This window comes from Microbacterium sp. bgisy207 (genome assembly GCF_057706855.1).
Genome location: NZ_JBYIPB010000004.1, coordinates 18,880 through 32,307, shown reverse-complemented (window position 1 = coordinate 32,307; position 13,428 = coordinate 18,880). Strand labels below are relative to the sequence as shown.

Sequence of the window (13,428 nt, the reverse complement as noted above, 5' to 3'; positions counted from 1 at the left end):
ATGCCGCGGTCTGGCGCGTAGGGTGAGGTCATGGCGCGCCGGCAGACTCCCGCGGATGCCGTACTTGTCACGAGCCGGATTCGTGCGCTGGTGGCGTGTTCCCATCCGGGTCCCACGGTCGTTGTCACCGTCCTTGCCGGGTTGCTCGCCATCGCCGCAGGTATCGGGGTCGACCGGGTCGCTCTGACGGTCGCGGCTGTGCTTCTCGGGCAACTGTCGGTCGGGTGGTCCAACGACGCCATCGATGCCGAGCGCGATATCGCCATCGGGCGCCGTGACAAGCCGATCGCGGCGGGCGCGATTTCGCGCAGAGTGGTCGCCGCAGCGGCCGGTGTGGCGCTGTCTCTCGCGGTGGTTGTCTCGGCCGTCATCGGATGGCAGTTCTGTGTCGCGCACGTCATCGCCCTGGCATCGGCGTGGGCCTACAACGCGTGGCTGAAGTTCACGGCGGCATCGGTGATCCCGTTCGCCGTGAGTTTCGGCATCCTGCCCTCGCTCGCGACACTGGCAGGGCCCGTGCCCATGATGGCTCCCTGGTGGCAGAGTGCGGCCGGAGCGCTCCTGGGCATCGCCGTTCACCTGACCAATGTCCTCCCGGATCTTGCCGACGATGAGGCGACGGGGGTGCGCGGGCTCGGCCACCGGCTGGGTGCCACCCCGAGCGCAGTCGCGGCCTTCGCTGCCGTCGTGGGAGGGACCGTCGTCGTCTTCGTAGGCTCGGTCGGGACGACGCCGATCGTCGTGGCCCTCGTCGCGTCGGTAAGCGTTGTGGCGTGCGCGATCGCGGGGCTGATTCGGGCACTCCGCACACCCGACCGCATGGTCTTTCGCCTGGTGATGGTGGCAGGGCTGATTCTTGCCGCGCAGTTGGTCGTCACCGCGTTTGCGGCGTAAGACTGCCTTCCCTGGCATCCGGATCGAAACCCATCCCGTACGCGTGCGCGAGGAGCCGCGCCGGCGCGAGACGGATGCCTGCATGTCGCGCCGCCGCGCCGAGGCTGCCGTGCCCACGTCCCGCGACGGTGTTGAGCGCAGCGATTCGGGATGCGGTCCGGGCGGCGTCTCGCCTCCGTCGCTCCCACGCGGACAGCTGCGGCGGCGGCTGTCCGGTTCTGCCCCAGTCCGCCAGGAGGGGCGCGAGCGTCGCGGCGTCGATGAGGCCCAGGTTCAGTCCCTGACCGCCGATGGGGCTCACTTCATGGGCGGCGTCGCCGATCGCGAACACCCGACCGCGGTGCATCCGGCGGGCCGTGAAACGTCCGACACCGAAGCCCGTCGCGGTCGCAACCCCGTCGGCGGCCACGCCCGCGCGGACGGTCAGCGCGGCTCGCAGGGCATCGGCGTCCTCCAGCGAGGACTCGGGCGGTCGTGGACGGTGCCAGGCGACGAATCGACGAAGCCCGCCCGGGAGGGGAAAGGACTCGAGCACGCCGTCCCGGTGCAGGTGGACGATCGCACGGGGTCCCTCGCCGGTGTCGTCTCGCACGTCGGCCATCACGTAGCGGTCCGGATAGGCGCGGCGCCGTCCGTCGTGGGTGAGGTCGCTGATGCTGCGGGACCGCGATCCCGCCGCGATCACGACAACATCGCCGCGCACATCGCCCCGGTCGGTGACCACCCGGCATGACGGTCCGTCGTCGATCACCCGCGTGACCCGGCATCCGCGCTGCGGCTCGACGGCGCCGTGGGAGGCTGCCGTTGCCGCGATCGCCGCTTCTGTGGCCTCCTGCGGCAGGGTCGCAACGAAGGGAAAGGACGCGAGCGACCCCGTGCGGGCGCGGTCGAAGCGGATGGTCGCGATGGTTCTGCCGTCGATCCGTGCCTCACCCTCGCTCACGCGCAGGGCCCGGTCGAGAATGCGGTCCGTCGCGCCGGACGGGGACATCGCGCGCAGCGCGGCCGAATGGATGCCGATCGCGCGAGTGCCTGCGCCGGGGGTGGCTCGCGCTTCGAGGGTGAGGTGCTCGACCCCGAGCCGGGCGAGTTCGGCGGCCAGAAGCGAGCCCACCGGCCCGGCCCCGACGATCACGACGCGCATGGTCACCGGATGGTCGGCGTCTCGATCCGGCGGGTGGCGAGGACACGGAACGGCGCGGGAGCCGTGACGGTCCAGCCCGGCGGAACCTCGTGCTGCAACTCGCCGACGGTGTAGGAACGGCGGATCGAGCGGAGCCCGTCGGTGAGGAGAAACGTCCCGGGCGTCAGTGGCAGTGACCCCACCGCGTAGAGGCTCCACGCCATGCGGCTTCGTGCGATGTCGTTGTGCAACGCCAGATCGGCGCCCAGCGCCTCCGAATGCCGGAACAGCTCGGTCAGCTGCTCCGCGCTGAGGTGATGAAGCACATGGTTGGAGACGACCACGTCGAACCGCTCGCCCGCGTCGACGAGGTCGGCTGCGTACGCGCTGCGAAAGCTCACCCCGGGTTCACGGGGACGCGACAGCGCGATGGCGAGGCACCGCGGGTCGGGATCGATTCCCACGACCTCCACGGCGAAGCCGTCTCGACGAGCGCGTCGGGCAATCCCGAGCGCGACGTCGCCGCCTCCGCAGCCGACATCGACGAGGCGGGTCGGCCGCGGGCGCGGGCTGGCGCTCCGGGCGCGGAGGAAGGGACGCAGGTGCGTGGCGTAGATCCTTCCCCAGCCCGAGACCGCGCGGTTCACGAGCCCGAAGCGACGTACCGTGCGTCGCAGCCTGTCCTCGTCGCAGGCGGGATCGTCCATCAGCTCCCGCAGAGCCTCATCACGAACCCGCACCGGGAGCCTGCCTCTCGCGCGAGGCGACCGCAGCGTCCGCAGACCGACGCGGGACGACGCGCGCCGTTGCCGTCTCGACCGCCAGGCCGGGGCCGAAGGCGGTGACAAGTACCCGCTCGTCGTGAGCCGCGGTCGGGTCGCGCAGGAGATCCGCGAGGATGAAGAGCACGGTGGCCGAGGACATGTTGCCGTAGTCGCGCAGAATCCGTCGGGACCGCTGCAGGGCGCCCTCGTCGAGCTGCATAGCCTGCTCGAACCGATCGAGGATGCTCCGGCCTCCCGGGTGGACCACCCACTGGTCGACGGTCCCCACGCGCTCGAGCACGGGTGCGAGCGCGGCCTGCACCTCTCGTCCGACGATGCGGGGTACGTTGCCGGTGAGCGTCATCTCGAAGCCGTGGTCCCCGATGATCCATGCCATGTCCTGCTCACCGTCGGTGGTCAGCGCGGTGGTGAAGCCGGTCAGTTCGAGAGCCCAGGACGGACGGTCCGGCGACGGCCCAGCACCCTCGCCGCCGTCGAACCGGGCCTCGCGCGCGGTGACGACCGCCGCCGCCGCGCCGTCCGCGAAGACCGCGGAGGCCACGATCTGGTCCGGGTCGGGTGAGGAGCGGATGTGGATGGAACACACTTCGGCGCAGGCGACGAGCACGGTTGCGGTGGGGTCTGCGGTACAGATGCGCCACGCCGATCGCAGCGCGGGAATCGCCGCAGCGCACCCCATGAACCCGATGTGCTCGCGCTCCACGGTCGGATCGAGCGCGAGGTCGCGCACCAGTCGGTACTCCGGTCCGGGTGCGTAGAAGCCCGTGCAGCTGGCCGTGACGACGTGCGTGATCTCGCTCGGTTCCACTCCCGCGCTGCGCAGTGCGCGCCGGGCGGCGGTCTCGGAAAGCCGCGGCGCTTCCCGCGCGTACCGCTCGTTGCGTGCGGCGGTCCCCGGGCTGCGGACCGCGCCATGCTCCGCGTCGATGAAGATCCCGTCGCCGCCGGCGAGATCATCGATGACCGTGTGACGCCGGTCGATGGCCGACCCGTCGTAGGCAGCGCGGATGATCCGGGCCGTCAGCGGCGCGACATCCGGTTGGGCAAGGAAGAGATCCCGCACCTGGGTCTGGGAGAGCGCGAATTCCGGCACCGCCGTGCCGATGCCGATGAGCTGGACTCCCATGCACTCACCCTAGGCTCCGGGTGCCCCTCGAGGGCCGGGTCAGCCGAAGATCATCGGGCGGTCGTCGTCCTCGGGGGCGCTCAGTCCCAGTCGTGATCGGTCGAGGTCCACGACGACGGGCACGTGGTCGCTCGGGGCTTCGCCCTTGCGCTCGTTGCGGTGAATCGCGGCATCCGTGACGGCATCCGCGAACGCGCGCGAACCGAGGATGAAGTCGATGCGCATGCCTTCGTTGCGCGGGAACCGCAGCTGCTTGTAATCCCAGTACGTGAACCCCGTCGGCACGAGTGGCCGCACGACGTCGGTGAGTCCGGCGTTCTCGAGCGCAGCGAACGCGTCACGCTCCGGCCCCGAGACGTGGGTCGAGAACCCTTCGATGACCGCGGGATCGCCGTTGTCGGCATCCGTCGGGGCGATGTTGAAGTCGCCCACCAGGGCAAGGGGCAGATCCGGTTCAGCGGAGAGCGTGCGCGCCGCGTATTCGCGGAGGGCGTCGAGCCAGTGGAGCTTGTAGACGTAGTGGGGGTCCTCGAGGGCGCGGCCGTTGGGCACGTACAGGCTCCATACCCGGACGCCGTCGATCGTCGCTCCGATCGCCCGGGCCTCCTGCGGCGCATCCGGACCCTCGTGACCCTTAGCGAACCCCGGCATCGCGGGAAAGGACGTCTCCACCTCGGTGGGTCGCGAGCGGCTGGCGATCGCGACCCCGTTCCACTGGGAGAACCCGTGTGCTTCGACGTGGAACCCGGCCTGTTCGAACTGCTCGAAGGGGAATTGCTCCACCTTGCACTTGATCTCTTGCATTGCGAGCACGTCGATGTCCTCGCGCACGGCGAAGTCGACGATCCGGTCGACACGGGCGCGGACCGAGTTCACGTTCCAGGTGGCAACACGCATGATCCCAGCCTAGGGTCGCCCGCCGACGCGCCACGCGCCGGGTCGGGAGGCACACAGCCGCGGCGATCTGCACAACCACGGGCAGATGTGGGCGGAGCATCTGTGGTTGTGCAGATCCCTGCTGTGGTGCCGGCTGGGCCGGGCTGGGTCCCGCTGTGGTGCGTGCGGGCCGGGCGGCGCCGTACCCCGGAGATCCGCACAACCGCGGATGCATTCGCGCGAGGCATCCGTTGTTGTTCAGATCCCTGTCGTTGTGCGGCTGGGGCTGGGCAGGTGCGGCCGTGCCGGGGCGGCGGATGCTGCGCCTAGAGCTCGCGCAGGATCTGCTCGACCCTCTCCTTGGCGTCGCCGAAGAGCATCTGCGCGTTCTCGCGGAAGAACAGCGGGTTCTGCACCCCGGCGTAGCCCGAGGCCATCGACCGCTTGAACACGATGACGTTGTCGGCCTCCCACACCCGCAGCACCGGCATCCCGGCGATGGGGCTGCCGGGATCTTCGGCGGCGGCGGGGTTGACGGTGTCGTTCGCGCCGATGACCAGGACGACGGCCGTCTCGGCGAAGTCGTCGTTGATCTCGTCCATCTCGAACACGATGTCGTAGGGAACCTTGGCCTCTGCCAGCAGCACGTTCATGTGGCCCGGGAGGCGCCCGGCGACCGGATGGATGCCGAAGCGCACGTCCACGCCCCGCTCACGCAGCCGCGACGTGAGCTCGGCGACGGGGTACTGCGCCTGCGCGACCGCCATCCCGTAGCCGGGGGTGATGATGACGCGGTCGGCGTCGGCGAGCAGCTCCGCGGCTCCGGTGACGTCGATCTCGCGGTGTTCGCCGGTCTCGGCATCCGTCGCCCGGGGAGCTTCGATACCGAACCCGCCGGCGATGACGGAGATGAACGAGCGGTTCATCGCGCGGCACATGATGTACGACAGGTAGGCGCCCGAGGACCCGACGAGCGCGCCGGTGACGATCAGCAGGTCGTTGCTCAGGATGAAGCCCGCTGCGGCAGCCGCCCAGCCCGAGTAGCTGTTGAGCATCGAGACGACGACGGGCATGTCGCCGCCGCCGATCGAGGCCACGAGGTGCCAGCCCAGCAGCAGGGCGAGGATCGTCACGACGATCAGCAGCCACAGCTCGGGGGTGATGACGTACCAGACCGTCAGGCCGACGAACGCGACCAGCGCGCCGAGGTTGAGGACGTTCTTGCCCGGGAGCATGAGCGGCGTGGACGAGATCCGCGCCGAGAGCTTGAGGAACGCGACGATCGATCCCGTGAAGGTGACGGCACCGATGAAGACCCCGATGAACACTTCGGCGTGATGGATGCCGAGCAGGGCGCCGCCGATGTGCCCGGGGTCCAGAGCGCCGTTCCAGCCGACGATGACGGCGGCGAGGCCCACGAAGCTGTGCAGCAGAGCGATGAGCTCGGGCATCCCCGTCATCTCGACCACGCGTGCGCGCCACAGGCCGATCGACCCGCCGACGAGGACGGCGACCACCAGCAGAACGAGCCCCATCGTCGCCTGCGGCTGGCCCCACAGCTGTTCGACCGTCAGCCACACGGTCGCGGCGATCGCGATGACCATGCCGCCGATCCCGAAGGCGACGCCGCGGCGGGCGGTCTCGTGCTTGCTCAGGCCGTGGAGGCTGAGAATGAACAGCAGCGCGGCGACGAGGTACGCGGCGCCGGCGACGGATGCCGCAACCGACCCGGTCATCGGGTCTCACCTTTCGAGAACATCGCGAGCATGCGTCGGGTCACGGCGAAGCCTCCGAAGATGTTGATGCTCGCCAGAAGAACGGCGACCGCGGCGAGGATCTGCACGACGAGCACCCCCGACGCGAGCTGCAGCATCGCGCCGACGACGATGATGCCCGAGATCGCGTTCGTGACGCTCATGAGCGGGGTGTGCAAGGCGTGGTGGACCTTTCCGATCACGAAGAAGCCGATGATGATCGACAGCACCAGCACCGTGAAGTGCTGCGGGATCGGTGCGGGCGCGACCGCGGTCACGACGAACAGCAGCACGGCGGCAGCGCCGAGCAGCACCGGGGTCCGCCAGGCCGGAGCCGTCTTGGGCGCGGGAGGCTCGACCGGCGCCGCGGCCACGGGCTTCGGCGCTGCCGAGACCTGCACCGGCGGTGGCGGCCACGTCGACTCCCCGTCTCGCACGATCATCACGCCGCGCTGCACGACATCGTCGACGTCGATCGTGAGGACCCCGTCCTTGCCGGGAGTGAGCAGAGCGATGAGGTTGTAGAGGTTCGTCGAGTACAGCTGCGACGCCTGCGCGGGCAGCCGTCCGGCCAGATCGGTGTACCCGAGGATCACGACGCCGTTGTCGGTCACGACCCGCTCGCCGGCGATCGAGCCTTCGACGTTGCCGCCCTGCGCGGCGGCCATGTCGACGATGACGCTGCCCGGCTTCATCCGTGCGACGTCGGATGCCGTGATCAGTCGCGGCGCCGCTCGCCCCGGGATGAGCGCCGTCGTGATGATGATGTCGACATCCGCGGCCTGTTCGGTGTAGATCTCTGCCGCGCGCCTGTCGTAGGCCTCGCTCGTGGCCTTGGCATAGCCGTCCGAGGACTCCATGACCTCGTCGACCTCGACAGGGAGGTACTCGCCGCCGACCGACTTCACCTGATCGGCGACCTCGGGGCGCGGGTCGGTCGCGCGCACGATCGCGCCCAGGCTCGCGGCGGTGCCGATCGCGGCGAGCCCCGCGACGCCCGCGCCCGCGACGAGCACCTTCGCGGGCGGCACCTTTCCGGCTGCCGTCACCTGCCCGGTGAAGAAGCGGCCGAACTCGTTGGCGGCCTCGACGACGGCGCGGTAGCCCGAGATGTTCGCCATCGAGCTGAGCACGTCCATCGACTGGGCGCGGGAGATGCGCGGGACGGCATCCAGGGACAGCGCCGTGATGCCGCGCGTGGCCAGCGACTCGCGGATCTCGGGCCGGAAGGCGGGTGCGAGCATCCCGATCACCGTCGCCCCGTCTCGCAGGAGGGCGACCTCGTCGGGGCCCGGCGCCGTCACGGTCACGACCACGTCGGCGCCCCAGGCGCCGGCACGGTCTGTCACGTCGGCTCCGGCATCCGTGTAGGCGGTGTCGGGGAAGGCGGAAGCCGCGCCCGCGCCCGCTTCGACGACGACGTCGTAGCCGAGGGCGAGCAGGCGCGAAACGGTGGGTGGAGTGAGGGCGACGCGGGTCTCGCCGTCGCGCTCCGCGACGATGCCGATGCGGGTCATGTACGCACTCCCTTGCTTCTGCGGGCGGGCTTCGCGGCTCTCTCCTGGGGCAGGCGCCGCGCGGGTCCGAGGCGGGCTCCGCGCGGGGCCGACTCTATCGGCGGGCTCCGCGCGGAGCCGGGACCATGGTCCTCGGCGATGAGGCCGGATCCGAGTGACACCAATCTAGGGATCCGGCGCCGCACTCTGTCGGCATCCGTCTCGGAAATATCGCCCGTTCTTTCCTAGACTCAGGCTGTGACCGCCTCTTCCACGCCCGAACTCGAAGCCGATCGTCAAGCGCTCATCGCCCTGATCGGCGCCGAAGCCGTCTTCCACGGGGACTTCACGCTCTCGAGCGGCAAGAAGGCGTCCTACTACGTCGACATGCGCAAGCTCACGCTCGATCACCGGGCGGCACCCGCGATCGGCCGGATCATGCTCGATCTCGTGCGCACCGGACTGGGTTCGGATGCCGACACCGTCGTGGCAGTCGGCGGTCTCACTCTCGGCGCCGATCCGATCGCGAACGCCGTCATGCACGCATCCGTCGGAACGGACCATCCGCTCGACGCGTTCGTGGTGCGCAAGGAACCCAAGGACCACGGCCGGGGCCGCCAGGTCGAGGGGGCAGATGTCGTCGGCAAGCGCGTGGTCGTGCTCGAGGACACCTCGACGACGGGACAGTCCGCGCTCAAGGCGGTCGAGGCGTTGCGGCGCGAGGGTGCGGAGCCGGTCGCCGTCGCGGTGATCGTCGACCGCAAGACCGGCGCACAGCAGGCGATCGAGGATGCCGGACTCACCTGGCTCGCCGCCATCGACCTCGACGATCTCGGCCTCCAGCCGCAGTAGCCGGGGTTAGTCGTCGGAGCCGGAGCCGCCGCGGCTGCGCCACCACTGCCACACCGCAACGACGAGCGCGCCGCTGATGATGATCAGCGACGTCCACAGCAGCAATGACTGTTCGAACTCGTTCACGGACGCCTCCCCTCTGCCGCGCCGGCGACGATCTTCGCAATGCGCGCCGCGCGGGTCTGCGGACGCTTGGCGAGCGCGATCTGCTGGAGCCCGTACTTCCGGGCAGACAGCGGGAAGGCATCCCAGTTCGCGCGAGCCCGAGGATTCGCATCCAGCGCAGCCACGAGATCATCCGGATCGATGCCGGCCTCAGCCTCGTCGAGCACGCTCCAGGTGCCGTTGGCCTTCGCGGCCTCGACCGCACGGATGCCGGCCTCGGCCATGATTCCTTCGGCCTCGAGGATCTCGATCCTGGCCTTGTTCGTCGCGGCCCACCCGCTCCCGGGACGCCGAGGAGCGAACCACAACCCGCTGCGCTCCTCGTCGAACACCCGGACGGGGCCGTCGATCCACCCGAAACAGAGCGCGTGCCGGATCGCGTCTTCGTACTCGACGAACGAGAGGCCGGAACCGGGGCGGGCGCGCACGAGCCAGGCGCCTGTCGAGGACTGGTGGTGTGCCGCGAGCCAGGCGCGCCACGCCGCGGCATCCGTCGCTTCGACCCGCTCGCCCTCGTCGAGAGCACCCATCACAGCCCCTCGGGAAACTCGGTCTCCTCCGGGCCCGCGGGAAGCAGTTCGGCGATCGACTCCAGGATCTCGTCCGGTCGGAAGGGGAATCGCTCCACCTCGGCCGGGTCGCTGATACCGGTGAGGACGAGCACCGTGTGAAGACCCGCCTCGATGCCCGCGACGATGTCGGTGTCCATTCGGTCGCCGATCATCCCTGTCGATTCCGAGTGCGCACCGATGCGGTTGAGAGCGGAACGGAACATCATCGGGTTGGGCTTGCCGACGACGTAGGGCTCTTTGCCGGTGGCTTTCGTGATGAGCGCGGTGATCGCGCCGGTGGCCGGCAGCAGTCCCTCCGCGGAGGGACCGGTGGCATCGGGGTTGGTGGCGATGAAGCGGGCGCCGTTCGCGATCGCACGGATCGCCTTCGTGATCGCCTCGAACGAGTAGTTGCGGGTTTCGCCGACGACGACGTAGTCGGGGTCGTTCTCGGTCATGATGAACCCCGCCTCGTGAAGTGCGGTGGTCAGCCCCGCCTCGCCGATGACGAACGCGGATGCCCCGGGTGCCTGCCCGCGCAAGAAGTCAGCCGTCGCCAGGGCGGATGTCCAGATCGCCTCTTCGGGGACGACCAGGCCGGATGCCCGCAGTCGCGCGCTCAGATCGCGCGGCGTGAAGATCGAGTTGTTCGTGAGCACCAGGAAGGGCACTCCCTGCTCGCGCCACCGCTCGATCACCTCCGCGGCGCCGGGAACGGGGATGTTCTCATGGACGAGCACGCCGTCCATGTCGGTGAGCCAGCATTCCACGTCTGCCCGGGTCCGCATGGCCACAGCGTATCCCGCCCGCGGAGGTCTAGTGTCGATCTCGTGGCGCGTACGCGGTGGGACCCCGAGTCGCTGCCCGATCTGTCCGGGCAGTCCTACCTCGTCACGGGCTCGAACGCCGGGCTCGGGTACTTCGCCAGCGAGCAACTCGCGAGGGCCGGGGCCCGCGTCATCATGTCCGGCCGAAACCCGAAGCGCCTCTCGGCCGCACGGGCCACACTTGCCGGTCGGGTTCCTGGCGCTGACATCGAGTCGCTGATCATCGATACGGCAAAGCCCGGGTCGATCCGTTCTGCCGCGGCTTCCCTGCGCACTCGCGGGCCGCTGGACGGCGTCCTGTTGAACGCCGGGATCGTGCATCCGCCCCGGCGTCGAGAGACGACCCCGGACGGCAACGAGATCGTGCTCGCGACCAACGCCCTGGGCCACTTCGCGCTCGCGGGGGAGCTCCTTGTGCCGCTGGCACGATCCGGCGGTCGGATGGTGTGGCTGGGCAGCATGTCGATCTCCCTGACGCCGTACGACCCCGCCGATCTGCAGCTGACCGAGGGTTACTCCGCGTGGCGCGCGTACGTGCAGTCCAAGGTCGTCACGACCGCCCTCGGTCTGGAAGCCGATCGGCGACTGCGGGAGCACGGCGTTCCCGTCGACAGTGTCGTCGTCCACCCGGGATACTCGACGAGCGGTCGCACGCCGGGTCTTCACGGAGTGAATCAGCCCAGCAAGATCACTCGCTTCATCGACAATCTGCAGACGCCGATCACCCAGTCCAAGGAGCACGGCGCGTGGCCTCTTGTTCGGGCGTTGATCGACCCCATGATCTCCGGTGGGCAGTTCTGGGGCCCGCAATACATCGTGAAGGGCGAACCCCGGCGGGCGCACCTTCCACGGATCGTGCGCGACCCCGAGCGCGTTTCGCGCATCTGGGAGGCGTGCGAAGCCGCGACGCGCACCCGGTGGCCGTTCACGGCGGCATCCGTCGCCCGCTGACCGGTCGAAAGCCGCGCCGTCTCCGCGCCGGGCGCGATCAGGCGCTGAGCCAGATCGCCTCGGATGCCGTCGGCGGCAGCGTCACTTCGCGGCCGTCCACGTCGATGGTCAGGTCGCCGCGGACGCACACGATACCTCCCACGTCGACGGATGCGGCGTCGAGCGCCTCGAGCAGCCCCGGGACGCGATCCGAGACCCGGAGCACGCGTCCGCAGTGTCCGAGCGGAGCGTCAGCCAAACGCACGAAGGCCTCCCGCGTGACGGTGCCGTCGGCATCCGGAATGGCATCGCCGTGGGGATCGAACCGGGGGTAGCCGAGCCGTTGGTCGATCCCCGCCAGGAGTCGATCGCTGATCGCGTGCTCGAGCACTTCGGCTTCCTCGTGCACCTCGGCCCAGGTGTAGCCGAACTCGCGGACCAGCCAGGTCTCGATGAGGCGGTGACGACGGATGACGGCGGCGGCGCGGCGCTCACCGGCCGGGGTCAGCGAAATCGGCCCGTAGGGGCGATGGGTCACGAGGCCCTGAGCGGCGAGCTTGCGCACCATCTCGGTCACGCTCGATGGGGCAAGACCGAGCTCGGTCGCAAGCTGAGACGGGGAGATCCGCTCGGTCTGCCACTCGGTGTGGTGGTAGATCGTCTTGAGGTAGTCGTCGATGGCCGCGGAGGGCATGCCGAAACCCTACCGGGGACGCCGGTCGCCCCCGATCACGCTCCGGTGAACACCAGCCACAGCAGAACGAGATTGAGGGTGATGAGCAGCCCGGCCGAGACGATCCCGAGCACGGTCGTCGCGGGCCTGTTGCGGAAGGCGCCGAGCACGCCCCGGCGTGCGGTCAGCCATACGAGGGGAATGAGCGCGAACGGGATGCCGAACGACAGCACGACCTGGCTGAGGACCAGCGCAAACGTGGGGTCGACCCCGACTCCCAGGATCAGCAGCGCGGGGATCAGCGTGATCAGACGGCGCGCAACGAGCGGAACCCGAACACGGAGCAATCCGCTCATGATCTCCGCCCCGGCGTAGGCGCCGACGGCGGTGGAGGCGAGCCCGCTCGCGAGCAGCCCGACGGCGAACAGTGTCGCGATGATCGGACCGAGTCCGTCGCGCAGCGCGGCGTACGCGCCCTCGAGCGAGTCGGTGCCCGGCACGCCGGCGAGGTTGGCGGCTGCCAGCAGCAGGATGCACAGGTTCACTGTTCCCGCGACCACCATGGCGATCGTGACGTCCCAGCGCGTCGCGGTGAGAAGCCGCCGCGTCGACACGCCCCGTCCCGCTTCCAGGTCCGCCGCGGCCGAACCCGGTGTGAACGGCGTGGGGGTGGCCGCGGGGGCGAACCGATCGCGGCTGAGGGCCGAGTGCGCATAGATGGCGTGCGGCATGACGGTCGCGCCGAGAATGGATGCCGCAAGCAGCACCGAGTCGGCGCCGTCGAATCGGGGGACCATGCCCCCGACGATGCCTGCCGGATCGGGCGGGGCGATGAACACCCCGGCGGTGAAGCCGACCGCGATCAGGACCACCAGTCCGACGATGATCACTTCGAAGGGGCGCGCGCCGCGCCGCGACTGCACCACCAGGAGGCCGAGGGAGACGACGCCGGTGATGACGCCTCCCCACAGCAGCGGGATGCCGAACAGCAGGTTCAGCGCGACAGCGCCGCCGATGACCTCTGCCACGTCCGTGGCCATCGCGACCAGCTCCGCCTGAAGCCAGTACAGTCGCCGGCCCCAGGAACTGCGGATCCGGCTGCCGAGCGCCTGAGGAAGGCTCTCGCCGGTGACCACTCCGAGCTTGGCCGACAGGTACTGGATGAGCCACGCCATGACGTTCGCGACGACGACGACCCACACCAGGAGATACCCGTACCGGGCGCCGGCGGTCATGTTGCTCGCGACGTTTCCCGGATCGAGGTAGGCGACACCGGCCACCATCGCGGGCCCGAGAAGCCAGAACAGTCGGGGCGAGCGCACCCGGGCAGCGCCGACGGTCGAGAGCGCGGGGGTCGGTGTCGTCTTCGGCATACC

Annotated in this window: 13 protein-coding genes; 3 read left to right on the top strand and 10 right to left on the bottom strand. The window is 69.8% G+C overall.

The annotated features are described in order from the left end of the window. The first annotated feature begins 30 nt into the window (after positions 1 to 30). Complete coding sequence (locus tag AC3ENO_RS04630; RefSeq protein WP_434969448.1) at positions 31 to 894, top strand: UbiA family prenyltransferase; 864 nt, start codon at positions 31 to 33, stop codon at positions 892 to 894. Here AC3ENO_RS04630 and AC3ENO_RS04625 read toward each other — a convergent pair. The 6 genes from AC3ENO_RS04625 to AC3ENO_RS04600 all read right to left on the bottom strand — a co-directional run bounded on the left by AC3ENO_RS04625 (position 875) and on the right by AC3ENO_RS04600 (position 8,075). Further along, positions 875 to 2,038 carry an FAD-dependent oxidoreductase gene (locus AC3ENO_RS04625; protein ID WP_434969629.1) on the bottom strand — a complete coding sequence of 388 codons (1,164 nt, stop codon included), beginning with the start codon at positions 2,036 to 2,038 and terminating at the stop codon, positions 875 to 877. The genes AC3ENO_RS04630 and AC3ENO_RS04625 overlap by 20 nt on opposite strands. A 2-nt stretch (positions 2,039 to 2,040) precedes the next feature. After that, on the bottom strand, positions 2,041 to 2,757 hold the full coding sequence (locus AC3ENO_RS04620; RefSeq protein ID WP_434969447.1) for a methyltransferase domain-containing protein: 717 nt from the start codon (positions 2,755 to 2,757) through the stop codon (positions 2,041 to 2,043). Then, entirely contained in the window at positions 2,744 to 3,928 is a 1,185-nt protein-coding gene (locus tag AC3ENO_RS04615) for a type III polyketide synthase (protein WP_434969446.1), read from the bottom strand. The genes AC3ENO_RS04620 and AC3ENO_RS04615 overlap by 14 nt, the downstream gene beginning before the upstream one ends. Before the next feature lie 39 nt (positions 3,929 to 3,967). Next, on the bottom strand, positions 3,968 to 4,825 hold the full coding sequence (locus tag AC3ENO_RS04610; RefSeq protein ID WP_434969444.1) for an exodeoxyribonuclease III: 858 nt from the start codon (positions 4,823 to 4,825) through the stop codon (positions 3,968 to 3,970). 305 nt (positions 4,826 to 5,130) lie between these two features. Next, on the bottom strand, positions 5,131 to 6,540 hold the full coding sequence (gene pntB / locus AC3ENO_RS04605) for a Re/Si-specific NAD(P)(+) transhydrogenase subunit beta (protein WP_434969442.1): 1,410 nt from the start codon (positions 6,538 to 6,540) through the stop codon (positions 5,131 to 5,133). Beyond that, entirely contained in the window at positions 6,537 to 8,075 is a 1,539-nt protein-coding gene (locus AC3ENO_RS04600; RefSeq protein WP_434969441.1) for a Re/Si-specific NAD(P)(+) transhydrogenase subunit alpha, read from the bottom strand. Before AC3ENO_RS04600 ends, pntB begins: the two co-directional genes overlap by 4 nt. Before the next feature lie 237 nt (positions 8,076 to 8,312). On the opposite strand from AC3ENO_RS04600, the gene pyrE reads away from it, so the two are divergent. Beyond that, entirely contained in the window at positions 8,313 to 8,906 is a 594-nt protein-coding gene (pyrE, locus tag AC3ENO_RS04595) for an orotate phosphoribosyltransferase (protein WP_434969440.1), read from the top strand. Positions 8,907 to 9,028: 122 nt separating this feature from the next. Here the strand turns inward: pyrE and AC3ENO_RS04590 are convergent, their stop codons facing one another. Further along, positions 9,029 to 9,601, bottom strand: coding sequence for a YdeI/OmpD-associated family protein (locus AC3ENO_RS04590; RefSeq protein ID WP_434969439.1), 573 nt, complete (start codon positions 9,599 to 9,601; stop codon positions 9,029 to 9,031). Further along, positions 9,601 to 10,410 (bottom strand): HAD-IIA family hydrolase, encoded by an 810-nt coding sequence (locus AC3ENO_RS04585; RefSeq protein WP_434969438.1) that lies wholly within the window; start codon positions 10,408 to 10,410, stop codon positions 9,601 to 9,603. The genes AC3ENO_RS04590 and AC3ENO_RS04585 overlap by 1 nt, the downstream gene beginning before the upstream one ends. Positions 10,411 to 10,452: 42 nt before the next feature. Here AC3ENO_RS04585 and AC3ENO_RS04580 point away from each other — a divergent pair, with 42 nt between their 5' ends. Beyond that, on the top strand, positions 10,453 to 11,400 hold the full coding sequence (locus tag AC3ENO_RS04580; protein ID WP_434969437.1) for an SDR family NAD(P)-dependent oxidoreductase: 948 nt from the start codon (positions 10,453 to 10,455) through the stop codon (positions 11,398 to 11,400). A gap of 37 nt (positions 11,401 to 11,437) precedes the next feature. On the opposite strand, the gene AC3ENO_RS04575 is transcribed toward AC3ENO_RS04580, so the two are convergent. Beyond that, positions 11,438 to 12,073 carry a metal-dependent transcriptional regulator gene (locus AC3ENO_RS04575; protein WP_434969436.1) on the bottom strand — a complete coding sequence of 212 codons (636 nt, stop codon included), beginning with the start codon at positions 12,071 to 12,073 and terminating at the stop codon, positions 11,438 to 11,440. 35 nt (positions 12,074 to 12,108) lie between these two features. Then, entirely contained in the window at positions 12,109 to 13,425 is a 1,317-nt protein-coding gene (locus tag AC3ENO_RS04570; protein ID WP_434969435.1) for an Nramp family divalent metal transporter, read from the bottom strand. Positions 13,426 to 13,428: the final 3 nt, after the last annotated feature.